This window comes from Devosia yakushimensis (genome assembly GCF_030159855.1).
In the GTDB taxonomy this organism is placed as follows: Bacteria; Pseudomonadota; Alphaproteobacteria; order Rhizobiales; family Devosiaceae; genus Devosia; species Devosia yakushimensis.
Genome location: NZ_BSNG01000001.1, coordinates 3,467,038 through 3,492,864, shown reverse-complemented (window position 1 = coordinate 3,492,864; position 25,827 = coordinate 3,467,038). Strand labels below are relative to the sequence as shown.

General features: G+C 63.3%; 25 protein-coding genes. 20 read left to right on the top strand and 5 right to left on the bottom strand.

The window, feature by feature from the left end; genetic code table 11:
- Positions 1-67 precede the first annotated feature (67 nt).
- The 4 genes from QQL79_RS16855 to QQL79_RS16840 are packed head-to-tail and all read left to right on the top strand — an operon-like array spanning position 68 to position 4,166.
- Positions 68-1,354, top strand: coding sequence for an ABC transporter substrate-binding protein (locus QQL79_RS16855; protein WP_284392722.1), 1,287 nt, complete (start codon positions 68-70; stop codon positions 1,352-1,354).
- A gap of 52 nt (positions 1,355-1,406) precedes the next feature.
- Entirely contained in the window at positions 1,407-2,273 is an 867-nt protein-coding gene (locus QQL79_RS16850) for a carbohydrate ABC transporter permease (RefSeq protein ID WP_284392721.1), read from the top strand.
- 5 nt (positions 2,274-2,278) lie between these two features.
- Positions 2,279-3,088 (top strand): carbohydrate ABC transporter permease, encoded by an 810-nt coding sequence (locus QQL79_RS16845; RefSeq protein WP_284392720.1) that lies wholly within the window; start codon positions 2,279-2,281, stop codon positions 3,086-3,088.
- Positions 3,089-3,092: 4 nt separating this feature from the next.
- Entirely contained in the window at positions 3,093-4,166 is a 1,074-nt protein-coding gene (locus QQL79_RS16840) for an ABC transporter ATP-binding protein (protein WP_284392719.1), read from the top strand.
- A 117-nt stretch (positions 4,167-4,283) separates the two neighbouring features.
- Here the strand turns inward: QQL79_RS16840 and QQL79_RS16835 are convergent, their stop codons facing one another.
- The 3 genes from QQL79_RS16835 to QQL79_RS16825 all read right to left on the bottom strand — a co-directional run bounded on the left by QQL79_RS16835 (position 4,284) and on the right by QQL79_RS16825 (position 6,700).
- Positions 4,284-4,871 carry a YdcF family protein gene (locus tag QQL79_RS16835; RefSeq protein WP_284392718.1) on the bottom strand — a complete coding sequence of 196 codons (588 nt, stop codon included), beginning with the start codon at positions 4,869-4,871 and terminating at the stop codon, positions 4,284-4,286.
- Positions 4,872-4,909: 38 nt separating this feature from the next.
- Entirely contained in the window at positions 4,910-5,548 is a 639-nt protein-coding gene (locus QQL79_RS16830; protein ID WP_284392717.1) for a Type 1 glutamine amidotransferase-like domain-containing protein, read from the bottom strand.
- 252 nt (positions 5,549-5,800) lie between these two features.
- Positions 5,801-6,700 (bottom strand): helix-turn-helix domain-containing protein, encoded by a 900-nt coding sequence (locus QQL79_RS16825; protein WP_284392716.1) that lies wholly within the window; start codon positions 6,698-6,700, stop codon positions 5,801-5,803.
- A 155-nt stretch (positions 6,701-6,855) separates the two neighbouring features.
- Here QQL79_RS16825 and QQL79_RS16820 point away from each other — a divergent pair, with 155 nt between their 5' ends.
- Genes QQL79_RS16820 through QQL79_RS16800 form a run of 5 tightly spaced genes read left to right on the top strand, consistent with a single transcriptional unit; the run spans position 6,856 to position 13,569 of the window.
- The gene (locus QQL79_RS16820; protein WP_284392715.1) at positions 6,856-8,307 is read left to right on the top strand and encodes an arabinose isomerase; all 1,452 of its coding nucleotides are present in this window, start codon (positions 6,856-6,858) and stop codon (positions 8,305-8,307) included.
- A 34-nt stretch (positions 8,308-8,341) separates the two neighbouring features.
- Entirely contained in the window at positions 8,342-9,373 is a 1,032-nt protein-coding gene (locus QQL79_RS16815; protein WP_284392714.1) for a sugar ABC transporter substrate-binding protein, read from the top strand.
- Position 9,374: 1 nt separating this feature from the next.
- Positions 9,375-10,877, top strand: coding sequence for a sugar ABC transporter ATP-binding protein (locus QQL79_RS16810; RefSeq protein ID WP_284392713.1), 1,503 nt, complete (start codon positions 9,375-9,377; stop codon positions 10,875-10,877).
- A complete protein-coding gene (locus QQL79_RS16805; RefSeq protein WP_284392712.1) occupies positions 10,870-11,853 on the top strand; it encodes an ABC transporter permease in 984 nt (327 codons plus the stop codon). Before QQL79_RS16810 ends, QQL79_RS16805 begins: the two co-directional genes overlap by 8 nt.
- 12 nt (positions 11,854-11,865) lie before the next feature.
- Positions 11,866-13,569, top strand: a complete 1,704-nt coding sequence (locus QQL79_RS16800; RefSeq protein WP_284392711.1) for a CocE/NonD family hydrolase — start codon at positions 11,866-11,868, stop codon at positions 13,567-13,569.
- Here QQL79_RS16800 and QQL79_RS16795 read toward each other — a convergent pair.
- Positions 13,566-14,474, bottom strand: coding sequence for a 2-dehydro-3-deoxygalactonokinase (locus QQL79_RS16795; RefSeq protein WP_284392710.1), 909 nt, complete (start codon positions 14,472-14,474; stop codon positions 13,566-13,568). The genes QQL79_RS16800 and QQL79_RS16795 overlap by 4 nt on opposite strands.
- 145 nt (positions 14,475-14,619) lie before the next feature.
- On the opposite strand from QQL79_RS16795, the gene QQL79_RS16790 reads away from it, so the two are divergent.
- From QQL79_RS16790 to QQL79_RS16740, 11 genes are all read left to right on the top strand, one after another.
- Positions 14,620-15,549, top strand: coding sequence for a dihydrodipicolinate synthase family protein (locus QQL79_RS16790; RefSeq protein WP_284392709.1), 930 nt, complete (start codon positions 14,620-14,622; stop codon positions 15,547-15,549).
- Positions 15,546-16,715: a mandelate racemase/muconate lactonizing enzyme family protein gene (locus QQL79_RS16785; RefSeq protein ID WP_284392708.1), complete on the top strand. Its 1,170-nt coding sequence runs from the start codon at positions 15,546-15,548 to the stop codon at positions 16,713-16,715. The genes QQL79_RS16790 and QQL79_RS16785 overlap by 4 nt, the downstream gene beginning before the upstream one ends.
- A gap of 23 nt (positions 16,716-16,738) precedes the next feature.
- On the top strand, positions 16,739-18,001 hold the full coding sequence (locus QQL79_RS16780; RefSeq protein WP_284392707.1) for an ABC transporter substrate-binding protein: 1,263 nt from the start codon (positions 16,739-16,741) through the stop codon (positions 17,999-18,001).
- A 67-nt stretch (positions 18,002-18,068) separates the two neighbouring features.
- Positions 18,069-19,325, top strand: coding sequence for an ABC transporter substrate-binding protein (locus QQL79_RS16775; protein WP_284392706.1), 1,257 nt, complete (start codon positions 18,069-18,071; stop codon positions 19,323-19,325).
- Positions 19,326-19,381: 56 nt separating this feature from the next.
- Entirely contained in the window at positions 19,382-20,338 is a 957-nt protein-coding gene (locus tag QQL79_RS16770) for a carbohydrate ABC transporter permease (RefSeq protein ID WP_284392705.1), read from the top strand.
- 9 nt (positions 20,339-20,347) lie between these two features.
- Positions 20,348-21,178, top strand: coding sequence for a carbohydrate ABC transporter permease (locus QQL79_RS16765; RefSeq protein WP_284392704.1), 831 nt, complete (start codon positions 20,348-20,350; stop codon positions 21,176-21,178).
- Positions 21,179-21,183: 5 nt separating this feature from the next.
- Positions 21,184-22,326: an ABC transporter ATP-binding protein gene (locus QQL79_RS16760; protein WP_284392703.1), complete on the top strand. Its 1,143-nt coding sequence runs from the start codon at positions 21,184-21,186 to the stop codon at positions 22,324-22,326.
- 11 nt (positions 22,327-22,337) lie between these two features.
- On the top strand, positions 22,338-24,041 hold the full coding sequence (locus QQL79_RS16755; protein WP_284392701.1) for an SMP-30/gluconolactonase/LRE family protein: 1,704 nt from the start codon (positions 22,338-22,340) through the stop codon (positions 24,039-24,041).
- Positions 24,038-24,805, top strand: coding sequence for an SDR family NAD(P)-dependent oxidoreductase (locus tag QQL79_RS16750; RefSeq protein WP_284392700.1), 768 nt, complete (start codon positions 24,038-24,040; stop codon positions 24,803-24,805). Before QQL79_RS16755 ends, QQL79_RS16750 begins: the two co-directional genes overlap by 4 nt.
- A 220-nt stretch (positions 24,806-25,025) precedes the next feature.
- Positions 25,026-25,202: a hypothetical protein gene (locus QQL79_RS16745; RefSeq protein ID WP_284392699.1), complete on the top strand. Its 177-nt coding sequence runs from the start codon at positions 25,026-25,028 to the stop codon at positions 25,200-25,202.
- Complete coding sequence (locus QQL79_RS16740) at positions 25,186-25,557, top strand: hypothetical protein (RefSeq protein WP_284392698.1); 372 nt, start codon at positions 25,186-25,188, stop codon at positions 25,555-25,557. The genes QQL79_RS16745 and QQL79_RS16740 overlap by 17 nt, the downstream gene beginning before the upstream one ends.
- Here QQL79_RS16740 and QQL79_RS16735 read toward each other — a convergent pair.
- On the bottom strand, positions 25,554-25,751 hold the full coding sequence (locus QQL79_RS16735) for a hypothetical protein (protein ID WP_284392697.1): 198 nt from the start codon (positions 25,749-25,751) through the stop codon (positions 25,554-25,556). The two genes, QQL79_RS16740 and QQL79_RS16735, sit on opposite strands and share 4 nt — an antisense overlap.
- Positions 25,752-25,827: the final 76 nt, after the last annotated feature.

Here is a 25,827-nt window from a genome sequence, read left to right as displayed (position 1 = left end):
TGGGGGTCCAGGTGCCCGGCCAAGGTCTGACGTTACGCGCAGTACGATGGCGCACATGGAGGAAACTATGAAACGTCGTATTCTGATTGCCTTGGCAGCGGCATTGGCTGCTTCGGTTGCCGTGCCGGCGATCGCCCAGGACAAGCCCTATGCGGGCATCCGCCTGTCGGTGCTGATGGAAGGTCACCCGACCACCGATGGCATCCAGGCCCTGCTGCCCGAATTCACCGCCGAAACCGGGATAGAAGTCGATCTCGAAATCGTGCCGGAATCGGATGTGTCGCCCAAGATCCTGCTCGAATTCTCGTCGGGCTCGGGCCGCTACGACGTGGTGCAGAACAATATCATCTTTGTGCCCGGCTACGTGCAGGCCGGCTATATCGAGCCGCTCGACCAGTTGGCCAACCAGTTCGGGCCGTATTTCGACCGCACCGACTTCGTCCCCGGCTATCTCGGTCCGAACGTGATCGACAACGTCCTCTACGGCTTGCCCGTCTTCGGCGAAAGCACCTTGCTAATGTACCGCAAGGACCTGTTCGAAGAGTATGGCATCGAAGTGCCAAAGAGCTTCAGCGATATCGAAGCGGCGGCCAAGACGATCAAGGAAAAGTCGAACGGCGAGATTGCCGGCATCACCATGCGCGGCGCCCAGGGCATCCACAGCGTCTATGTCTGGGCTGGCTGGCTCTGGGGTTTTGGTGGTGAATTCATCAATGCCGACGGTGGCTCGGCGCTTGGCACGCCGGAAGCGGCGGCTTCGCTGGAAGCCTATGCCCGCGTGCTGCGCGATTATGGTCCGGTCGGCGTCGCCAATTTCGGCTGGGAAGAAAACCGCATCCTGTTCCAGCAGGGCAAGGCTGGCATTACGCTCGACGCGACCGTGAACGGTGCCTTCAACGAGGATCCCTCGGTCTCCACTGTCGTCGGCAAGGTCGGTTATGCGCCGGTGCCGATCGAAACCGCCAATACCAAGGGCGGCTCCTCGTCGCTGGGTGCGCACAGCCTCTATATCGCTTCGGCGTCGGCCAACAAGGAGGCCGCCTGGCTCTTCATCTCCTGGGCGACGGCCAAGCAGCAACAGATCAAGTCGCTGGCCATCGCACCCAATTCCGGCGTCACCTCGACGGCCGCCTTTGCTTCGGAGGATTTCAGCTCCCGCTACGGCGCCTTTAAGGACGCCATGATTGCGTCGATCAATCAGGGCAATCCGCAATACCTGCCGACGGTCCCGGTCGCCAACGAGATCATAAACAATGCCGGTATCGCGGTGTCCAAGGTCCTGGCCGGTACGGCCAGTTCCGCGGATGCGCTTGCAGAAGCCGATGCCGCTAACGCGGCTGCACTCACGCGCTGAGTGCGGGCGACCCCGCCCCAGGTGGCGGGGTCACTTTCTTGTAGGATTTGCAATGGCTCACGACGCCACAAAACTCTTCTACCGACCGATCATGCTCGTGATGGGCATCATTTCGGTCATCGTTATTGTCTATGTGCTTTGGCTGACGCTGCAGAACATCTCGCTGCTCCGCCCAGGCCAGCAGCAGTTCATCGGTCTCGATAACTACCTGCGCCTGCTGTTTGACATGCGCGGCCTCTCAGCACTTGGCCGCACCGTGATGTTCACCATCGCGGCCACCGGCATCGAGCTGATGCTCGGCCTTGGCATCGCTCTACTACTCGATCGTGAATTTTCCGGCAAACGGGTGGTTCGGGCGCTGATCCTGGTGCCGATCGTCATGACCCCGGTCGTGGTCGGCCTGACCTGGCGCTTCATGTTCGACCCATCCAGCGGCATGGCCAATTACCTGCTGTCGACGATCGGGCTGGGGCCGGTCGACTGGCTGGGCAATCCCAATGTCGCGATCTTCTCGCTGCTCATCGCCGATATCTGGCAGTGGACGCCCTTTGTGGTGCTGCTGACCATGGCCTCGCTGGAATCGCTGCCCGGCGATCCGCAGAACGCGGCGCGCGTCGACGGCGCCCGCGAGTGGCAGGTGCTTTGGCACATCACGCTGCCGATGATGCAGCGCGCGCTGCTGGTCGTGGGCGTCATCCGCGCCATCGACAGCATCAAGGCCTTCGACATCTTCTACATCATGACCCGAGGCGGGCCGGCTCTCTCCACTGAGACGTTCAACCTCTACGGCTACATCGTCGCCTTCACCAATTTCGACATCTCCTATGCGCTGACCATCGCCATGGTGCTGACGATCCTGACCAATGTCGCACTGCTGGCCGTCTATGGCTTTGCCTTCCGTCCGCAGAAGAGGGGATGAGTCACATGCGCAAGATCGCCTTCTACATCCTGATCGTCGTGCTCATCATCGTGGTGTTGTTCCCACTCTACTGGGTAGTGGCGACCTCGATCAAAACAGGGCGTGACGCCTTTGCCATCCCGCCGGTCTGGCTGTTCGAGCCTACTTGGGAGAATTACGGCAAGGTGCTCCAGAACAGCGTGTTCGTTCGAGCCTTCTTCAACAGTATCGTCGTCTCGTTCACCGCTAGCATCATCGCTGTGGCGATCGGTGCGATGGCGGCCTATGGCCTGGTGCAGCAGGACGACAAAACCAAGCAGGACAACGAGAAGTTCGTCCTGAGCCTGCGCATCGCGCCGCCGATCATCTTCGTCATCCCGACCTATTTCCTCGCGTCCCAGCTCAAGCTGCTCAACAACCATTGGCTGCTGATCGCCATCTACGCCTTCATCAACATCCCCTTCGCCATCTCGATGCTGCTGACCTTCTTCGAGGACATTCCACGCGAGCTCCGGGATGCGGCCAAAGTGGATGGGGCGCGAGAGTTCACCATCTTCCGCGAGGTATTCCTGCCGGTGGCAAGGGGCGGCATCATCGCCACGCTCATCATGTGCGTGCTCTTCACCTGGAATGAGTTCTTCATCGCGCTGGTGCTCAGCGGCCGCGATACGCAGACCCTTCCGGTCAGCATCACCTCATTCCTCACCTTCCAGGGCGTCCAGTGGGGGGCCCTAACCGCAGCCGCAACACTGGTGATGCTGCCCATGCTCGTCCTGGGCATGCTGGTGCAGGGGCAGATCGTCCGCGGCATGTCGCTCGGCAGCATCAAGGGATAGATCCATGTCCAGGCTTTCACTCCAGCTCAACAACATCACCAAGTCCTACGGCGCCGTGCCGGTGCTCAAGGGCATCAATGTCGAGGCGGAAGACGGCGAGTTCGTCGTGCTGCTTGGCCCTTCAGGCTGTGGCAAGTCGACCCTGCTGCATGCCATCGCCGGACTCCACCCGATCGATGGCGGCGACATCGTCATCGAGGGACGCTCGGTCACCACCATGCCGACGCGCGAGCGCGACGTGGCCATGGTGTTCCAGTCCTATGCGCTCTATCCCAACATGACAGTGGCCCAGAACATCGGCTTCCCGCTGCGCATGCGGAAGACGCCGGTCGAGCAGATCGGTCAGCGCGTCGCCGAGGTCGCCCGCCTGCTGCAGATCGAGCCGCTGCTAGAGCGCCGCCCACGCGAGCTCTCGGGCGGCCAACGCCAGCGCGTCGCAATCGGCCGGGCGCTGGTGCGCGACCCGCGCATCTTCCTGTTCGACGAGCCGCTCAGCAATCTCGACGCCACTTTGCGCGTTGAAACGCGCTCCGAGATCAAGCGGCTGCACGCCCAGCTCGGCAAGACCATGATCTACGTGACGCACGACCAGATAGAGGCCATGACTCTTGCCACCAAGATCGTGGTGATGAACAAGGGCGACATCCAGCAGATTGGCACCCCCTACGAGGTCTATCACCAGCCGGCCAATCTGTTCGTCGCCCGCTTCATCGGTTCGCCATCCATGCAGTTGCTGACCGGCACCCTCAAGCAGTCCGCTGAGGGCGCCCTGTTCGAAGATGGCTATGGTTGGTCGGTCCCGCTGGGCCGGATAGACCGGGCCGAGGGAAGTATCCTCCTGGGCATACGGCCCGAGCATGTCACGCTCGCCAGTGACGGGCTGGGCGAGACGGCCAAGGTCGATAGCGTTGAGCCTACCGGACCGGAAGACAATGTCGTGCTGACGGTGCATGGCCAGAAGCTGGTAGCACGTTTCCCAACGGGGAAGGTTTCGCCAAACCAACTCGTCCAGGTGTCCATCGCGATTCCGCAAGCGACCCTGTTTTCAGCCGACACGGGCCAACGCATCCCTCGTTGACCCGCTTTATCAAGATCCGCCAACGACATGGCCACGCGGGCATTCGCGGTCATTGGAGGCGGTACGCTCCGGCAGACGGGTCACTCTTCCCACCGATCTGCCGGAGCGCCACGCGGCTCAAAAGGCAGGATGCACGGTGCCGTTGTAGAGTGGGTGCTTCCTCACAAGGCGCTGAAAGATCGCCTCCGTGTCACCCGGCAGGACGCCGTCAAAGGTCGAGCGGAAGGCCGCAAGCGACGCTATCTCAGACTTTTCGACTCCCCGGGTATGGTCAATCTGCGTACTGACAAAGCGCATCCTGTAGCCGCTGCCGAACACGAACTCGAAAATCTGCTGGACCCGGGGCAGATGGTAAGCGCTGGAGACTACAGTGAGGTCACGGATGTGCGAAGGTTCGACCACATTGCGCTTGACGAAGAGAGCATCGCCAACTGTGTCTCTGGCCGAACTGTCCGTAAGTATGCGGTGGGGCGCGATGCCATGGACGTTTCGAGCGCAGTCGCGCATGGCATGGGCGATCATGATCGACGAGTCAGGTCTGTAGTTCCATCCCGAAGTGATGAGACGGCTTTTCGGTGTCTCCTTCAAAATGCCGACAGCCGTTTCGAGGCGGGCTGACGAGTCGTCGTTTAGGCGACCATACCGGTCCATGAGGTTCGCCAACACGATAACTGCCTCTGAGAAATCTGGCGGAGATCGAGACATTGTTTGATGCCCTTTCAATCAGATCATCTCGGACGCTCTCAACGTGGAACGATGAACGGCGGACCGTTTGAGATGACAAGAGCTTGCCCGTCGTTCAGAGTTTTGAAGGGAATGCCATTTGCCCTGTAGAAATCGGCCTCTTTAGAAGCGCCCTCTGACTCCGAATGCTCGGAGGCAAAATGCACGACGATAGAGAAGGGTAACATGTCAAGCCCTTCCCAAGGCACGTCGCTCGGATAGCCCTCCGGCACATCATTTGGATCGTCGACGAGTTCGAGGCCTTGCAAACTCTTGTGCAGCACAACGGCCGCTGCGCTGAATCCAGCATAGGCAATCCGGTCGTTACCCAGTGCCTCCCGAATGGCGACGTCGAAGTCGCTTAGGGCCATTGCGCGTCGCAGAACGAAGGTATTGCCGCCGTTTACCCAGACGGCATCCAGTTGGGCCAACTTTTCCTTTATCTGAGACGCCGGGCCGAAATGCTCCCGCAGATCAAGCGGCTCCACCGTAAAGCCAAGGCCAGAGAGCTTTTCCGTTTGGGTATCCTGCCAGCTCTGGCGAGCATCGGGAAAATTGTCCAAGGCGTTCATGATGATGCCGACGCGCCCATCCGGCGCGAGCTTCACCAGCTCAGTTGGATCGTCTCCAATATCAAACGATGAAAGGTAGAGCCTCATGGTCAGATGGTGCCATAGGACAAGCCGTCTTCAAAGCAGGTTTGGTTTTGGCATTGACGAGGGCCACGCCTTCTAGAGCTTTCTCCCGCGACAATGTCTGTGTTCACAGACAATTACAAAAGCAGTCAGTCCACCTTCCACCCCAACGTAGCCAATCCGCCCTCTCGCGTACGTCGTCTCGTAGGTCGTCGGCTTGCCCCCGCCTCAAAGGCCCACGAACAGCCTAGTGCGTCCTGACTTTCTCTCCGCCATTCATTTCCCGCTCCGGCCAAGCCCTTCCACCCGGTTCTGCCGCCGCCATTCCGAGGGCGCAAGGCCCGTCGATTGGCGGAATTGCGCCGAGAAGTGAAAGGCCGAGCTATAGCCGAGATAACCCGCTATCGCCTTGACCGACTTATCCGAATTCCGCAGCAATTCGCAGGCCCGCCGGATTCGGACCTCGGTGCGATATTGCTTGAGCGACATGCCCGCATGCTGCCGGAACAGGCGCCGCAGCGTCGGATAGCTGATGCCGAGCTCCCGCGCGATGGAATCGAGCGATTGCCCATCCCCGCTTTTCTCCATCAACGCCCGCCGCGCCCGCTCGACCATCCGCACCCGGCCCTGCTCGGCAAGATCGCGTGACTGGCAGAGCTGAGCCAGCAATTGTAATCCCAGTGCCGACAGGGTGGGCTGATGCAGGATCGCATCCTCGCGCGCCAATTGGTGCACCGTCTGGAACACCGCGCTGGCCCGCTGATCGGCCCGCCAGACCGGGGCTTCGATCTGCACCAGACCCATATCGAGCACCCGATCGAAGGCCGCGCCCCGGCATTCGATCCAGCTTTCCACCCAGCCGGTGTCCGGGTCCGGCGCAAAGCGATGCCAGACCCCGGGAAACATCAGGATCACGTCGCCGGCTTCGACCGGGTGGATGATCTCGGGATTGGGCGCCGCCTGCAGCCGCCCACGGCCCTGGCTGATATAGGCAAATTGATAGGCCTGCAGCGTCCTTCCCTTCTCCCAGAGGAAGTGATGGTCATCCGGATGCCGCACCGGCGGATAGGCCGAACCCGGCGGAATATGGGTATAGCCGGTCGACAGGGCCGTGCAGCCCCAGGCCTCGCACAGGCTATTGTCTGGCAGATAGGTATAGTAATCGGGCTCAGCCATTGATCAGTTTTCATATGCAACAGATCAGTTCGTGAAAACACTACCGGCTTTGCGTGCCGGGATCGAGTGCTAGTGTGTCCTCCAAGATCAGTTTTTGAATGACGGCGCCATAAGGCGCTGCCGCGGCACAAAATTCGCGGCCTTGGAGGATAAGAATGGCATTGGCTGGATTGGTCCCGGCGGGGGATCGGCCATTGAAGGTTGGCCTGTTCGGCATCGGGCTCGAGGCCTATTGGCCCCAGTTCGAGGGCCTCAAGGCGCGGCTCGAAAGCTATGTCGGCACGGTTGCCGCCAAGCTCGACCGCCCCGGCGTCGAGATCGTCAATCTGGGCCTCGTCGACACACCGCAAAAATCGGTCGAAGCCGGCCATCGCTTCCGCACCGCCGATGTCGACGTGATCTTTCTCTATGTCACGACCTATGCCCTGTCATCGACAGTGCTGCCCGTGGTGCGTCGCGCCGGCGTGCCCGTCATCATCCTCAATCTCCAGCCGGAGCGGGCCATCGACTACCAGGCCTTCAACCGCCTGCGCGACCGCACCCAGATGACCGGCACGTGGCTGGCCTATTGCGCCGCCTGCCCGGTGCCCGAAATCGCCAATGTATTCAATCGCGCCGGCATCCCCACCCATCAGGTTACCGGCGTGCTCGAGGGCGATCCCCATGTCGATGCCGAGATCGAGGATTGGATCGAGGCTGCCCGGGTCGCCCATGTCATGGCGCATAACCGGCTGGGCGTCATGGGCCATTACTACAATGGCATGCTCGATATCTATTCCGACCTCACCGCCCAATCGGCGGCCTTCGGCACCAGTATCGAGTTCCTCGAAATGGACGAACTGGCCCAGTTTCGCCGCGCGCTGGGCCCGGCCGAGATCGACGCCATGCTGGCCCGCATCGAGGCCGAATTCGAGATCGAGCCCGGCTGCGATCCCGCCGAATTGCGCCGCGCCGCCGCCACCGCCGCCGCGCTCGAAAAGCTGGTCCTGGCCCATGATCTGGGCTCCATGGCCTATTTCTACGTCTCGGTGCCCGGCCACGAGCATGAAGACCTCATCTCGTCGGTCATTCTGGGCTGCTCGCTCCTCACCGCCTCCGGCGTGCCGGTGGCTGGCGAATATGAAATCAAGAATGCCCAGGCCATGAAGATCATGGACGCCTTTGGCGTCGGCGGCTCCTTCACCGAATATTACGCCATCGACTACAATGACGATGTCGTGCTCATGGGCCATGACGGGCCCGGCCATACCAAGATTGCCCAGGGCAAGACCAAGGTCCGCCCGCTCGAAGTCTATCACGGCAAGGTCGGCAAGGGCGTCTCGGTCGAAATGTCGGTCCGCCACGGGCCGGTGACGCTGCTCTCGGTCATCGAGCGCGCCGGCAAGGTCGAGTTGCTGGTGGCCGAGGGGGAATCCGTCCCCGGCCCCATTCTCGAAATCGGCAATACCAATTCACGCTACCGCTTCGCCAATGGCGCCCGCGCCTTTACCGAAGCCTGGAACGGCGCCGGCCCCGCCCATCACTGCGCCGTCGGCGTCGGCCATATCGCCGGACGCATCGAAAAATTGGCCAAGCTGCTTGGCCTGCAATTCACGCGGGTCGTCTGAACCCGCGCGGATACCTTTGGAGGAGGAGAAGAAAATGACCATGTTGAAAACCATAGGACCGATCGGCCGCTTGCTGGGCCTGGCCGGGCTCATCGGCGCAATGGCCCTGCCGGCCCTGGCCCAGGATGCCGGCATTGCCCCGCCGGCCGAAGTCGCCCAGTTTGGCGACATCGCGCCCGGCAGCGGGGACGGGCTGACCATCGGCTTCACCCAGCTCGGCCTGGGCGTGCCCTTTACCGAGGCCTTGCAAAAGGGCATGGAGGAGGCGGCCAAGACGGCTGGCGTCAATCTCGTCACCTGCGATTCCAAATTCGATGCGGCGGCGGCGCTCGATTGCGCCCGCCAGTTCCGCACCCAGAATGTGGATGGATTGGTGACCTTCCAGGCCGATGCGGCGGCCGCCGCCAATATCTGCGCCGAAGGCCCGCAAGTGCCTGTCATCGCCATCGATATCGAGCAGCAGCCCTGCCAGACGGCGTTCGTTGGCGCCGCCAATACCTATGCCGGCGAGATTGTCGGCCATGCCATCGGCCTCTATTTCAAGGAGAATTTCGATTGCCAGTATGACGCCTGGGTGTCGCTGGAATCCCTGGCCGTCGGCGTCGTCAACGACATGCGCATGGGCGGCATGCGCGATGGCTTCGCCCAGGTCTGCGGCGAAGTACAGAACCTGCGCGTCATCGATACCGGAGCAGGCGGCCAGGCCGATACCGCCCAGCGCCAGGTCACCGATACGCTGACCGCTCTGCCCGGCGCCCAGCGCATCATCGTCGTGGGCATCAATGAAGATGTGGTGACCGGCGCCCTTGCCGCTGCCCGCTCGCAGAACCGCACCGACAATCTCTATCTGGGCGTGCAGAACTTCGATCCGGGCAATTGCCATATCTGGACGGCGCCGCATTTCATCGCCTCGGCCGCCTATTTCCCGGAAAAATACGCCCTGCTCATCCTTCCCAACCTGATCAAGGCGATCAAGGGCGAGGAGATCGGCAAGCAGATCCTGGTGCCGCACGAAGTGATCACCAAGGATAATATGCTGCAGTTCTATCCGGAAACGAGCTGCTGATATGGATGCTCCGGCCTTTCTTTCCGTTCGCGGAATCAGAAAGTCGTTCGGTTCGGTCAAGGTCCTCCATGGCGTGGACCTTGACCTGGCCCCCGGTTCGGTCACCGCCCTTCTGGGCGAAAACGGCGCCGGCAAATCGACTTTCGTGCGCATTCTGGCCGGTGATCATCAGGCCGATGAAGGCAGCATCGCCATCAATGGCGCGCCGGCCGCCTTCCGCACCGTCGCGCAATCGCGTGATGCCGGCATTCGCCTGATTGCGCAGGAAATTGCCGATGCCCCCACCCTGAGCGTGGCCGAAAACATTGCCTTGGGCGCGCTGCCCAACCGGCTGGGCTTTGTCGATTACCGCGCCATGCGGGAAATAGCCGCCCGCGCCCTTGCCTCCCTGGGCGCCGATCTGCCGCTCGCTGCGCCGGTATCGAGCCTGCGCCTTGGCGAGCGCCAGATTGTCGAGATCGCCCGCGCCACGGCCGGCGCCTCGCGCTGCCTGATTTTCGATGAACCGACCGCCGCCCTATCCGATGCCGAAACCAGGCGTCTCTTTGCCCTCATCGAGCGCATGCGCGCGCAAGGCGCGGCCATTCTCTACATTACCCATCGGCTCGACGAAGTCTTTGCCATAGCCGATCGGGTCTGCGTGCTGCGCGATGGCCGCGTGTCGCTCAATGCCGCGGTGGCCGATACCGATCAGGCTGCGGTGGTCGCCGCCATGGTGGGCCATGCCATCGCCACCCATCACGATCACTATGCCTATGCCGAAAAGCCCGGCGACAAGCTCATCTCCGTGCGCGGCCTGACCGCGGAAAGCTTCAGCGATGTCGCGCTCGACATAGCGCCTGGCGAGATCGTCGGGCTCTATGGCAAGATCGGCTCGGGCGTGCCGGAATTGGCCGGTGCCCTTTTTGGCGCCGTGCCCTATTCGTCCGGCGAGGTCATGATGGATGGCCATCCCTTGCGCTTCCGCCATCCCGGCGAAGCGGTGGCGCGCGGCATTGGTTTTCTCCCCGCCGACCGGGCCAGCGAAGGCCTGCTGCGCCAGCGCAGCGTGGCTGAAAACCTGGCGGCGCCAAGCTGGCGGCGGCTGGCCCGCGGGCCCTTCATTTCCCGGGCCATCGAAACGGCAGCCTTTGCCCGCTGGCACAAGACCTTGAAAGTGCGCTCGCGGCCTGATGGCGCCGAGCGCATCCTGACCCTGTCGGGTGGCAACCAGCAAAAGGTCTTGCTGGGACGCTGGCTCGAGGCCGGATCAAGGCTCCTGCTCCTCGTGGAACCCACGCGCGGCGTCGATGTCGGCGCCCGGCAGGAAATCTATCAGGTGCTGCGTGATCTGGCACGGCAGGGGCACGGCATTCTCATCGCCAGCTCCGACTACGAGGATATCGTCGAGGCCGCGACCCGGGCCATCGTCATGGTGCGGGGGCAGGTGGTCGCTCACCTGGCGCAGGAACACATTTCAACGGCGCGGCTCACCGAAGCTGCGGGAGGGGGCGCACATGCCTGAGCAAGTCCAGACCACGGCCGCCGCGACGGGCCCCGCCGCCACCATGCGCGCCCGCATGAAGGCGCCCGAATGGGGCGCGCTGCTGATTTTCCTGCTGGCCGAGATCGTGTTCTTCGCGATCAACTCGCCCTATTTTCTGTCCTGGCCCAATGCCGTCAACATCATCACCGCGCTCTCCATCACCGGCATCCTGGCCGCGGGCGGCACCATCCTGCTCATCGCCGGCCAGTTCGACCTGTCGGTCGGCAGCGGCACCGCCTTCGTCGCGCTGATGTTCGCCCTGGCCGCCCAGAGCCTGGGCATCCTCCCCGCGACCGGCATTGCCGTTATCGTCGGGGTCGGTATCGGCATGCTCAACGGTTTCCTGGTGACGGTGGTGGGCGTCAATGCGCTGATCACCACGCTCGGCACGCTGGCGATTTTCCGCGGGCTCACCCTTTCCATCGGCGGCGCCAGCAGCGTGCGCATTACCGGTTTCGACTGGGCCATTGCCCGCCCCTTTCTCGATATTCCGCTATCGGCTGTGCTGTTCCTCGTCATCGCGTTGATCATCGCCGTGCTGCTGTCGCGCACCGTCTTCGGCCGCACCATTTACGCCATCGGCGCCAATGAGAATGCGGCGCGTCTCGTTGGCATCCGCACCAAGAAGACGCTCTTCGTCGGCTTTGTGATTTCCGGCCTCTGCATGGCCATTACGGGCCTGGTCAGCGCCTCCCAACTGGGCTCGACCTCGGGCACAACCGGCATGGGGCTCGAACTGGCGGTGGTTACCGCGATTATCCTGGGCGGCACTTCACTCAAGGGCGGCACGGGCAGCATGTTCGGTACCGTTCTGGGCCTGCTCATCGTCGGCGTGCTCAATAATGGCATGACGCTGATGAACATCAATTCCACCTGGCAGCAGGTCGCGGCGGGGACCCTGCTCATCCTGGCCGTGTCCTTCGACCAGGTCCGCCAGCGCTTCATCCGGGTCTGAAAGAGAAGTCAAATGTCGGAACACATGGCCTTCAGGCTTCTCGATTCCGTCGAGATACCGATGCGGGACGGTTGCGTCCTGCGCGCCGATATCTGGCTGCCGGACGGGGAGGGCGCCTGGCCCGTGCTGCTGCAACGCACGCCCTATCGCAAGGAAGATGCCTTCGGCACCCAATATATCTCCGCCCTCGATTTCCGGGTGGCCTTGCGGCGCGGCTACGCCATTGTCGTGCAGGATACGCGCGGCCGCTACAGCTCGGATGGCCAGTTCGTGCCGTTCAGCCATGAGATCGACGATGGCGCCGATACGCTGGAATGGCTGCGCCGGCAGGATTTCTGCAATGGCGAGGTCGCCATGTTCGGCGCCTCCTATGTCGGAGCGACGCAGGTTTTGGCCGCCGCCGGCAATCCTCCCGGCCTTAAGGCCATTTCGCCCCATCTGAGCACCGCCCGTCATGGCGAGACCTGGACCTATCGGTCCGGCGCCGTCGAACTGGGCTTTCTCCTGCTCTGGATCATCGAATCCCTGGGGCCCGAGGACTTAAACCGCCGGCTCGCGAACCTCTCCGCAGACGCCGCCGCCCGCGCCACGCGCCTGCTTGAAATGTTCCGGCGCGATCCCCAATCCGCCTTCGAGCGCCTGCCGGTCATCGATGACGACCTGCTCGCCCTGGCGCCCTATGCCGCCGACTGGTTCAATGCCTCCCGCGCCGCTTCTGCCGCCGCAGACCGCGAACATCTCGATGCGCTGTCAGCCACCAGGCTGCCAATGCTCGTCAGTTGCGGCTGGAACGATCTCTTCCTCGAAGGCGCCCTGGAACTATTCGAAACGGCCCGCAACCGCTGGACCAGCCCCGATACCGTGCCCGATCGCCTGATCATCGGCCCCTGGTCGCATGGCAATCCCTCCGATTGGCAGGGCGATTTCTGGCTCGGCTATCCCGCCGCTACCGCGGGGCTATCCGATTGCCAATTGGATTTTTTCGACGCGGCCCGCGTCGCAACGAAACCGGCCTCCCCCGTGGTGCAATATTTCCGCACCGGCACCAATAGCTGGCATGCCGCGCCCGATTGGCCGCTGCCGGGCACGCAGGAAAGGACATTCTTCCTGGGCCCCGACGGGCTGGCCGACGCCGTTCCCGCCGTGGATTGGTCCCTCTCCTATGTCTCCGACACGCTCAATCCCGTTCCCAGCCTTGGCGGCGCCAATTTCCTGCCCGGCCTGCTACAGGGGCGCAATTCCGGCCCCAAGGATCAGGCCGGGATCGAAAGCCGCGACGATCTCGTGCTGTTCACCTCCGCCCCCCTGGCGCAGGGCACGGAAATCACCGGCCTTGTCGAAGCGATCATCTGGGTATCATCCACCGGCCAGAGTGCCGATTGGACGGCCCGGCTCTGCGAAGTCGATGTCTCGGGCCGCAGCATTGGGCTGGTCGACGGCATCTGCCGCCAGCCGATGGCGGGCGGCGAAGTGACCATCCGCCTCGGGCATATCAGCCACCTGCTGCGTCGTGGCAGCCGTCTCAGGCTGCAGATCGCCTCTTCAAACTTCCCGCGCTTCGATCGCAACCCGCAATCGGGCATGGCGCCCGAATTGGCGCAAGCCGCCGATTTCGTCCCGGCAACGCAAACCATTCACGGCGGCGCCGAGCGTCCATCCCGTCTCCTGGTTGCAACCATTCCCGAGCCCTTCCCCACGGTGAACGGCTTCCGCTAGATCGGCAATGCAGCCTCCGATTGGAGCGCCCGGTGCAACCCGGCAAAGCTGGGCGCCGTCGCGACCACGCGGGGCTCGGCCTCGATACCCCTTTGGCGCAGCGCGCGCAGGTAGCGCTGCGCTTCGGGGCTTGTGCCCAGCACGAGCACCGGGCCGCTGTGCAGCGCCCATTCCTGCTCGGCTTCCGCGATTTCCGCCCCCGCGAGGAGCCCCGCGATATAGCCGGAAATCTCTTCGGCCGGCATGCGTTCGAAGAGCACCAGGCTTCGTGCCGAAAACAATCGCCGCAACACGTCGCCGGGCAGGGCATCGTCCCACGCTGCCATGAGCCCGCGATCATATCCCGCTTCACTCAGCGGCGCTCCTGCCGGAATCAACCGGCTGATCAGCGAGTCGCGGCTCAGCAATTTTGCCGTTTCCCCGCCCATATAGGTGCCCAGCCGCGTGATGCGGCCGGCCTCGACCGCCACATATTTGGTGTGCGGCCCGGGCATGACCGCCGTGGCTTTGGCATGCTCCCCTGCCGCCGCCAGCACGCGGATCTCCTCGCCGCGCATCACGTCCGGCAGGGCTCCAAGCGACGAAACCCCCGGCAGGAAGACGAGCGGAAGGCCGCGGCCTGGCTGCCTCACCGCCGCTGCACCAAGATCGGCCAGCCCCGCCGGAGTATTGGCGAAGCCAGTTTCGACCCAGCCGCCCCGGCCCGTGATCATGCCCGAGAAATAAACCGCCTCGGCCTGATCGAGCCAGCCCTGTGGCACGATCTCGGCAAAGGTTTCGGCGAAACGGGCCTCCCGAATCGTCGCCGTACCGGCATCCCTGTGCAGCTCCGCGATCACCTCGCCGGAACTATCGATGAGCTGGGCGTCAAAAGCTTGCGACGTCCATTCCACTCCAATCAGCATTCCCGCTCCTCTCCCTTCGCGGTCGGCCCGCAACGCGCGTTATCGCCAACCATGCTCTTGACCACTAGCACGTCATATGCACATAGTTCCACTAGAAAGAAATAAGTTCCAATATATGGAACAAGTACTGAGGAGCTGATCCAGCATGTTGTTTGGGGTCCTGCCGGTCTTGCCGACGCCCTTTGACGCGAGCGGTGGCGTGGATGCCGCCGCCATGGCGCGTGTCACCGAGTTCGCTTTGGACGCTGGCGCCGACGGGGTTGTCTTTCCCGGCGTCGCCAGCGAATTCGATCATCTCGATGCCGGCGAACGCGCGCTTCTTGTCGGCGTGGTCGGCCGCACCCTGGCGGGACGCAAGCCCTTCGTGGTCGGCGCCAGCGCCGCCAGCCCGGCCGAGGTCATCGCCTTCTGCCAGGCCGGCAAGGCTGCCGGCGCCGTGGCAGCCATGATCATGGCCCCGGCCAGCATCGGCACCGACCCCACAGCTTTGATTACCTTCTTCTCCGCCGTGGCCGAAGGCGCCGGGCTTGATATCATCCTGCAGAATGCTCCCGCGCCGGTGGGTTCGGGCCTGTCGGTCGAGGCCATTGCGGCGGTGGTGCGCGCCGTGCCCGCCATCCGCTTCGTCAAGGAAGAAACCCTGCCATCCGGCCCCAAGATTACCGCGCTGATCGAAGCGGCGGGCGATAGCCTTGATGGCGTCATGGGCGGCGGCGGCTCGCGCTATGTCTTCGACGAACTGGAGCGCGGCGCCGTGGCGCTGATGCCGGCCGTCGAGATTGCCGATCTCCATGCCGAGCTTTTTGCGGCCTACCGCGCCGGCCGGCTCGAACGGGCGCGCGAGCTCTATATCCGCTCGCTGCCCATCCTGCTGGTGCAGATGATCTACCGCATGAGCCTCACCAAGGAAGTGCTGATCCGGCGGGGCGTGTTTTCCTCGTCTGCGGTGCGGGCGCCTCTACCCAGGTTCGATGCTTTGGGCCTGGCTGAAATCGACATGATGCTGAGAGAACTTTCCGATCTGCTGACCCTTGGCAATGCGCCGGCCCAACGCGCAGCAGGAGAAGCCCGATGACCAGCCGCATCAAATCGGTGGAGAGTTTCACCATTCAGATCGCCCGCCAGGACGAGCCCTATCTGGGCGGTCCCAAGCCCGGCGAGAGCGTCAACGAAGCCGGCTACTTCGTGCGTGGCGGCAATCGCACGGTCTATCCGACCAAGGACCGCACCGTCATCTGCCGCATCGAAACGGTCGACGGCACTGTCGGCTGGGGCGAGACCTATGGCATTGTCGCACCCGGCGCCGTCCGCGCCATTATCGATGATCTGCTGGCCGGCTTCGTCATCGGCCGCGATCCTTTCGACGTCACCGTCATCTACGAAGACCTCTATGACCTGATGCGCGTGCGCGGCCACGATGGCGGCTATTATCACGATGCACTGGCCGCGGTGGACATTGCCCTGTGGGACATTTGCGGCAAGTTGCGCAATGCGCCGGTGGCTAAGCTCTTGGGCGGTCAGCGCCACGCCGAAATTCCGGCCTATGTGTCGGGCATTCCGGGGCCCAGCCTTGAGGCGCGTGCCGATTTCGCCCGCAGCTGGCTCGACAAGGGTTTCACCCAGTTCAAATTCGCCTCGCCCCATGCCGATGACGGCGTGGTCGCCGAATTTCGCTCGCTGCGCACTGCGCTGGGACCCGAGGCCATGATCGCGGCGGACCTGCACTGGACGCTGACGGATGTGGAAACCGTCGCCCTGGCGCATAAATGCCTGCCCTACGATCCCTGGTTTCTCGAAGCGGTCTGCAAGCCCGAGGATATCGAGGGCATTGCCCGCGCCGCCGAGCACTCGCCGGTGCCCATCGCGGCCGGCGAGGAATGGCGCACAGTCTATGACGTTCGCCGCCGCCTCGAAGCCGGGCCCCTGGCGATCATCCAGCCCGAAATGGGCCATACCGGCATCACCGCTTTCCACCGCATGGGGCTGCTGGCCGGCTCCCATCATCGGGCGGTCATTCCGCACGCCACGATCGGCACCGGCATTTTCCTTGCCGCGAGCCTGCAGGTCAGCGCCACGCTGCAAAATGTGCGCGGGCACGAATTCCAGCACTCGGTCATGGCGCGCAACGCGCCCTACATCGAGAGCGCATTGGAAGTGAAAGCGGGGCGCTACATCGTGCCCGACAAGCCTGGCATCGGCGCCGAGCCCTCGGCTCAGGCGCTGGCCGAAATGGTCAAATAATCATGTCATCTGGGAGGATACATATGAAGCTGACAAACACCCTGACCGGCCTGCTGCTGGCCGGCGCCATGGCATTGCCAAGTGCCGCCATGGCGCAAACAACCCTCAATTTCGTCTCCTGGCAAGTCGGCGAAAAGGGCTATGGCGACTGGTGGAATGCGGTCATCGAGGAATTCGAGGCCAGCCATCCCGACGTCAAGATCGAATTCACCCTGGTCCCGCGCGACGGCTATACCGACGCCATGATCACCCAGTTCGCTGCGGGTGCTCCGCCCGACATCGTTCATCTCACCTCGTTCGAATACCAGACCTTTGCCGAGAATGGCTGGCTCGAGGATCTCGGCCCCTGGATCGAAAAGTCCGGCATGGATCTGACCGGCTGGGCCGGCCAGAATGCCTGCGTTTGGAAGGGCAACACCAATTGCATCATGCTGCTCTATTTCGGCTACATCCTGGCCTATAACGAGCAATTGCTCGAAGAAGGCGGCGTCGCCGTTCCCACCAATTGGGACGAATTCCTGGCTGCCGCGCGCGCCACCACCATCGATCGCGACGGCGACGGCATCAAGGATGTCTATGGTACCGGCGTGCACCTGGCCACGGCCAATTCGAGCTATACCAATGACGTGCTGATGTATGTGCTCTCGGCCGGCGGCCGCTGGACCGATAGCAATGGCAAGGTGACGATCAACACGCCTGAAACCATCGAGGGCATCAACCGCTGGCGTACGCTGGTGGAAGAGGAACTGACCCCCATGGGCATGGTCGGCGGTGATACCGACCAGCTCTTCATGGAGGGCAAGGTCGCCATGCGCATCAATGGCCCCTGGATCAACGGCTTCGTGCAGCGCGCCGAGCCCGGCATCAAGGAACACCTCAAATTCGCTGCCTCCCCGCTCCAGCCGCCGCTGGGTGGCTCATCCAACGTGATCACCCTGGCCAGCGAAACGCCGCAGGAGAAAAAGGAACTGGCCTGGGAGTTCATCCAGCTCGCCACCAGCCAGAAATTCCAGGAGCTCTATTCCGAACTCGGCGCCTCGCCCGCACCCCGGCCCAATTCGGTCAATGAAGCCGCCTTTGCCGCCGTGCCGCATATGCAATTGCTGATCGATGCCACGGCTGCGGCCTCCGCCGCCGGTGTCGACCGCATCCCGACCGGTCTTGAAGCGCAGAACAACGAATTCACCAAGGTCGCGGCCGAGGAATTCCAGCGCATGCTGATCGAAAAGCTGCCCACCGAAGACGTGGCGGCCCGCATCCAGGCCGAGGCCGAAGCGCTGCAATAGCCGCAATGCCGCGCCGGTTACCCGGCGCGGCTTCCATCGCAACGCATGCATCCGGAGGAGGGATAGAATGCGGAAATTGGCAAGGACAGGGGCCGTATTGGGCCTGCTGCTGGCAACGACGTCCCTGGCCCAGGCCGAGACGCTCAAATTCCTGACCTGGCAGCTCACCGAGGACACTTACGGTCCCTGGTGGGAAGCGGTAATCGACAAGTTCGAAGAGGCTCATCCCGGCGACACCATCGAGGCGACGCAGATCGCCCGGCAGGATTTTGCCGATACCATGATGACCCAGTTCGCCGGCGGCTCGCCACCCGATATCGTGCATCTGGCCTCGTTCGAATATCAGCCCTTCGCCGCCAATGGCTGGCTGGAAGACCTGGGCCCCTGGATCGAGAAGGCCGGGCTCGATCTCGATGGCTGGGCGGGGCAGAATCTCTGCACCTGGGACGGCACGACGCGCTGCATCAACCTGCAGTATTTCGCCTATATCATGGGGGTGAACACGGCGCTCCTGGATGAAGCCGGGCTTGAAATTCCCAAGGGCTGGGATGAATTCGTCGCCGCCGCCCGCGCCCTCACCAAGGACAATGATGGCGATGGTATTACCGATGTCTATGGCACCGGCCTGCACCTGGCCGCGGGCAACAACTACATCAACGACATGCTCAATTTCGTGCTGGATGCCGGCGGCAGCTGGACCACGCCCGATGGCAAGCCCGCCTTCGACACGCCGGAAATGGTCGCCGCCATCGATCACTGGGCCGCGCTGATCCGCGAGGGCCTGGTGCCGGCCGATACAACCGGGGGCGATGCCCGCCAGCTCTTTGTCGAAGGCAAGGTCGCCATGCGCATCGAAAATCCGGGCCTTGCCGGGGTGATCGAGACCTCGGCCTCCGAGGAGATGAAGCCCAATCTCAAGCTCGTGGCCTCTCCCTTCGATCCCCCGGTGGGCGGGGCCTCCGCCATTATCGGCATTCCCAGCGAAATTCCCGACGAGCGCAAACAGAAGGTCTGGGATTTCATCGCCATCGCCACGTCTCCCGAAATGCAGGAGCTGTTCTCCGAAATCGTCGGGGCACCCGCGCCGCGTCCCGGTTCGGTCACCGAGGCCGTGCTGGCCTCGACGCCCGAATATGGGCTGGTGGTCGAAGCCATGGACAAGGCCGCGGCGGCCGGGGTCGACCGCGTGCCGGTGGGCCTTGAGACCCATTACAATGAACTGGCCAGCATCGTGCGCGAGGAAATCCAGCGCATGATCATCGAAAACCGCACGGCGGAGGAAACCGCCGCCGTGCTGCAGGACTGCGTTTCGGCTCTGCAATAGAGTGACTGGATCGCCGGTTCTCCGGCGGTCCCTTTTTCTTCAGAAGGAGCATGGCGATGTCAGAACTCAGCCAGTCCCGCACCGCAACTGCAGCCCCGCGCCGGTCGTCCGGGCTTTTCGGCATCGATCTGGCCAGCCCCAAACATGCCAATAAGCTCGGCTATCTGCTGCTGGCTCCGGCGGCCCTGCTGATCCTGGCGATCCTCGTCTATCCCATGCTGCTGGCCATCGATATCAGCTTCCACGATGTCAAATTCGCCACGCTCTCCTTCGGCTCGGCCGACTATACGCTGGTCAATTACCAGAAGCTGTTCTCGTCTCCCGATTTCTGGAACGCGCTGCGCGTCACCGCCCAATTGTTGCTGGTCGTCACCTCCATCAGCATGGTGGTGGGCATGGGCACGGCTCTGCTGGTCAATCAGCAATTCCGCGGCCGCAGCTTTGCCCGCATGTTGATCGCCTTGCCCTGGGCCATTCCCGAAGTAGTGGCCGTGGTCACCTGGGTCTGGATCCTCGACGCCTCCTTCGGCGTGCTCAACTGGCTCCTGATCAAGATCGGGCTGATCGGTGGGCCGGTGAGCTGGTTCTCCAGCCCCAGCACCGCCTTTTCGGCGGTGACCATGGTCATGGTGTGGAAGGGCTATCCCTTCATTTCCATCATGATCCTGGCCGGCCTCCAGTCCATTCCCGAGGAATATTACCAGGCCGCCAAGGTCGATGGCGCCAATGTCTTCCAGCGCTTTTTCTGGGTCACCATACCCTGCATCGCTCCGGTCCTGGGCGTCACGCTCATCCTCACCGTGCTCTGGGTGTTCCGCGATTTTTCCATCATCTATGTATTGACCGGCGGCGGGCCGGTGGGGGCCACCGAAACGCTGGCTATCATGACCTATGAGGAAGCCTTCAATTTCTTCCGCATGGGCTATGCCTCCTCCATCGGCGTGGTGACGCTCGTCATCTGCGCCGTGATCAGCGCCTTCCTGGTCAAAAAGACCAGCCACGCCATCTATTAGGAGGCCGCCATGAAACGCACGCTGCCCCAATCCATCCTGCTCTATACCACGCTGGTCGTGGTGATTTCGGTCCTGCTGTTCCCGGTCTATTGGATGGTCATTACCTCCCTGGCCCCCAGCAATGCCCTGCGCAGTTTCCCGCCGCAATTCTGGCCGCACAACCCGCAATGGCAGACCTATACCAATCTGATCTTCAATACCGACATGCCCCGCTGGCTGCTGAACTCGGCCGTCGTGGCGCTCGCGGCAACCGGCATTTCCATGCTGGTCTCGGTGCTGGCCGCCTATAGCCTGTCGCGCTACACCATGAAGGGCAGCGAGGCGGTGGGCCTCTTCATCCTGATGAGCAAGATGCTGCCGGCCACCATGCTGATCATTCCGCTCTTCAGCATCTTCCGCAATCTGGGGCTCATGGGCTCGCTCTGGTCGCTGATCATCGCCCATGCCACCGCCATCGTTCCCTTCGCCACCTGGATGCTCAAGGGCTATTTCGATTCCATTCCCCAGGAGCTGGAACAGGCGGCCCAGGTCGACGGCTGCACACCCTGGGGTGCCCTTTTCCGCGTGATCCTGCCCGTTTCGGCGCCCGGCCTGGCGGCAACTGCGCTTTATGGCTTCGTGCTGTCCTGGGCCGATTATCTCTATGCCCGCACTTTCCTCGCCAATGCCGCCGGCAATTGGACCGCCAATGTCGGCATCGCCACCTTCAAGGGCGAATACCAGACCGATTGGAACGTCATCATGGCGGCTTCCCTCCTGGCCGCCCTGCCCATCATGATCGCCTATCTCTTCCTGCAACGCTATCTCGTCGGCGGTCTCACCGCTGGCGCGGGAAAGTAATCTCCATGGCCGAAATTCAGATACAGAACCTCAACAAGACCTATGGCGCCTTCCACGCCCTCAAGGACATGTCGCTCCACATTGCCGATGGCGAATTCACCGTCTTTGTCGGCCCTTCCGGCTGCGGCAAATCCACCGCCCTCAAGATCCTGGCGGGCCTGGAAGCGGCCAGCACGGGGCGCATCCTGATTGGCGGCGAGGACGTGACCGACCTGGCTCCCGGCAAGCGGGACATCGCCATGGTGTTCCAGAACTATGCGCTCTATCCCCATCTGACCGTGCGCCAGAATATCGGCTTCGGCCTCAAGATGCGCGGCACCAGCAAGCAGGAGATCGATAAGCGCGTCGAGCATGCCGCCCAGGCGCTTGAGATCACCGATCTCCTCGACCGCCGCCCGCGCGCCCTGTCGGGCGGCCAGCGCCAGCGCGTGGCCCTGGGTCGTGCCATCGTGCGTGAACCGCGCCTCTTTTTGATGGACGAACCGCTCTCCAATCTCGACGCCGCCTTGCGCGTACAGATGCGGGCCGAGATCACCGCGCTGCAAAAGCGTATCGGCACCACCACCATCTACGTCACCCACGACCAGACCGAAGCCATGACCATGGCCGACCGCATCGTCATCATGCGCAAGGGCGTGGTGCAGCAGATCGGCTCGCCCGACGAATTGTTCAACCGCCCCGCCAATATCTTCGTGGCCGGCTTTATCGGCTCCCCGGCCATGAACTTCATCCGCGGCACCATCCTGGCCGAGAACGGACAATGGAGCGTCGACGCCGGCAGCCTCAGGCTTCCCCTGGGCGACAATGTCGCCGCGGCGGCCGCCGGCTATATCGGCAAGGAAATCATCTGCGGCATCCGGCCGGAATCCCTGGAACTGGCCGCCTCCGGCCAGCCGGCATTGGAGGTCGTGCCCAGCCTCGTCGAGAGCCTGGGCAATGAAGCCTATGTGCATTTCCGCATGCCGGGCCGCCAGGTGGCGGTGGCCGTAGCGGGCGAACATGAGCATGAAGCCAGCAGCAGCGGCACCCTCATCGCCCGGCTTTTCGATGGTGACAGGCCCGTCTCGGGCAAAACCGTGCGCCTCGCGCTCAAGCCAAACTCTTCCGTACACCTGTTCGATCCGGTTACAGAAGTGGCGATCAGCTAGCGGAATCAGCCATGCCCGAACCGATGCGACTAGGCGACCACGAAATGCCCATGGGCACCTCCGCCCTGGGTAAGGGGCTCTATGTGCTCGACCTGCTGGGCGAGGTCGACCGGCCGCAGCGCTTCACCCAATTGCTCAAGCTCACCGGCTTTCCCAAGGGAACGCTCCATCGCATCCTTGAGGCGCTGATGGAATTTCGCCTCATCCGCCTCAACGAGGCCGACCAGACCTATCGGCTCGGGCCGCGCCTGTTCGAGCTGGCGCACAAGGTCTGGGACGAGTTCGACCTGCGCGGGGCTGCCGCACCCGAGCTGGATCGGCTGGCCGATCTGACCCACGAAACTGTCTCGCTCTGCGAAATCGAAAGCGGCGCCATTCTCTATATCGACCGGCGCCTGGCCAGTGACGCCTTCGGTTTCCGCATCGAGGTCGGCCGCCGCGCGCCGCTGCACAATACGGCCGGCGGCAAGGCGCTGATGAGTTTCCTCGCCCCCCATCGCCAGCGCAGCCTCATCGCCGAATTGATGGCCTCGGACGATCCGGGCAAGAAGCCCGGCAACGAGGCCGAATTGCTGGCCGATCTCAGTCTCACGCGCGCTCGCGGCTATGCTCTTTCCATCGAGGACCATGTTCCCGGCGTCGTCTCGGTGGCCGCCCCTGTGCTCGACCATCGCCATGAACCCATTGCCGCCATCGGCGTATCGGGCCCGCGCGAGCGTATTTCCATCGACCGCCTGCACACGATCGGCCGCGACCTGATGGAAGCGGCCCGCCGCATTTCGGGCAATGTCGGAGCCACTGCCATGAGCATCAATGCGCCCGAACGGCCCCGCACCACCATCGCGGCCAATGCCGAATGCGTGCTGCCCGTGGCGGCCCATCTTGGGGAGGGGCCGGTCTGGACTGGCGCCGACCGGAGCCTCCTCTGGCTCGATATCCTGGCGCCCGCCGTCCATGTCTTTGATCCCGTGACCGGACAGGACCGCGCCCTCAAAGTGCCGCGCATGGTGACCTCCATCGCCGCCCGCCGGCAGGGTGGCCATGCCGTCATGACCCAGAACGGGCTCGAACTGCTCGATATCGCCACCGGCGCGCTGACCCCGGTGGTCGATCCCGAAGCCGCCATGGGGACCAATCGCTTCAACGACGCCAAATGCGACCGCCGTGGCCGGTTCTGGGCCGGCAGCATGGCGCTCGATGCTTCCGCCCCCTCGGGCAGCCTCTATTGCATCGAGCCCGATGCCAGCTGGCGCCGCGTCGATACCGGCTTCACCGTTTCCAACGGCATGGATTGGAGCCCCGATGACAGGCAGATGTATTTCGCCGATTCCGCCCAGGGCTGCGTCTTCGCCTATGATTTCGATCTCGACACTGGCTCGGTGGCCAACCGTCGGCCGCTGATCCAGATCCCGCCCGTTGAGGGCAAGCCCGACGGGCTCACCGTCGATGCCGAGGGCTATATCTGGGTCGCCGTCTGGGATGGCTGGTCGGTGCGCCGCTATGCCCCCGATGGCCGGCTCGACCGCGTGGTCGGCGTGCCGGTTCCCCGTCCCTCCAGCTGCTGTTTCGGTGGGCCTGATCTCGACCGGCTCTATATTACTTCAGGCCGCATCCGGCTGGCCGAGCGCATGCTGGTCGAAGCCCCGCTTTCGGGCGGCCTCTTCGTGTTCGAGCCGGGGGTTCGGGGTCAGCCAGGGGGGATGTTTGCCGGATGAGCACGACCAGCATCTATGCCGGCCTGCGCGGACGGCCCGTCCTGGTCACCGGCGCTGCAACGGGCATCGGCCGCGCCATTGCCCTGGCCTTTGCCGGGCAGGGCGCCCCGGTCGGCATCATCGATCGCGATGCGGCGGGCGCCGAGGCCGTGGTCGCCGAAATCGTTCAGGCCGGCGGGCAGGCAATGTCGTCGCCAGCCGATGTCGCCGATATCGCGGCGCTCCAGCAAGCCATCGCCGCCGTGGCCGAAGCGCTGGGCCCCATTCGCGTGCTGGTCAACAATGCCGGCAACGACCAGCGCCATGATTTTGCAAGCATCACGCCCGATTATTGGGACGAGCGCATGGCCATCAACCTGCGCCATCTGGCCTTTGCCGCCCAGGCGGTAACGCCGGGCATGCAGGCCGCGGGCCATGGGGTGATCCTCAATCTGGGCTCCACCTCCTGGATGCAGGGGACTGCTGGGCTTTTGGCCTATGGCACCGCCAAGGCCGCCATTGGCGGCTTCACCCAATGCCTCGCGCGCGATCTCGGACCCTCCGGTATCCGCGTCATGTGCATCGCGCCCGGCCGCACCATGACGGAACGGGCGACCGCAGGTCTCACCCCGGCCTATATCGACCAGACGCTCGAGCGCCAGGCGGTCAAGACCCTGGTGCAGCCCGAGGACATCGCAAACCTCGCCCTCTGGCTCGCCTCCGACGACGCTGGGATCATGACCGGCCAAACCATCATCGCCGATGGCGGCCACATGATGCGCTAGGGCCGGGCGAGGGGGTTTCTTTCAGGAGAGCCCCGGTCTGCCTCCCTCCCCTTGTGGAGAAGGAATGAGGGTGGGGGCTGAATTTCCCACTGGTATGGATCGTCGAGCGTGCTGCAGCGCAGCAAGGCTTATGCCGTCTTTATGCGCCCCGCCCACAAACCGCATGGCGCCATTACGCGCTTCGGGCCTAAACCGGTATCACCTTGACCGGAGGGTCTCCATGTCCCGCTTTTTTGGCTATTCCCACTATTATCTCCTCCAGCAGCAGCGCCGCACCGCCGGCGATGATCGCCATGCTTCGGCCGATGAAGCCGGTGTTCCGGGCCGCACCCTGCTGCTGCTCGGCTTTTTGGCGGTGTCGGGCGGCATCGCGGCTTGCCTTGTGCTGGCCGGCTGACCGGCAGGCGCGCCGGGCCGCTCTCACGCGGGCCGGGCTGGCTCTGCTGCTGGCTCTTATCAGCCAGGGCGCTGCCGCTTTCGATACCTGTATCTATGTCGATGAGGCGGGCAGCGTGCTGCGCATGAACCCCAGCCAGTCCTCGGCCACTCTCACCAGGCCCGACACGACGGAGATTGCCTGCTCGATCACGGCGCCCCCTTCGCCCGGCAAGGTGCGCCAAGGCGTTTGCCAGGATCAGCCGGATTGGACATTCGACGTTTTCAGCGGCACGTCCGATCCAGACCTGGCCGAGGACGATATTCTCGCTTTTCGCGGCGAACTTTGGTCCCGCAAATGCGCCTTTACGCGCTAGCTGCGTTCGATGGAATTGACGGCGTGTTCCATCAGCGACACCAGCGTCATCTTGGCGGGGGCATAGTCGGAATCGCGGCGTTCGATCTGGAGAAACCCCTGTTCGCGCAGCGTCTTGCTGAGCGTGGTCAGGTCGCGGCCATCCTCGACCACGATAAGTTCGCCGGAACGCATTCGAACCTTGTAAAGGGCCATGGCAGAGTAACCTTGAGCGCGGGAAGGGGAACCGAGAGAGCGGCCCATTGCGGCGGGGGCCGGCTCTCTCGTGGGC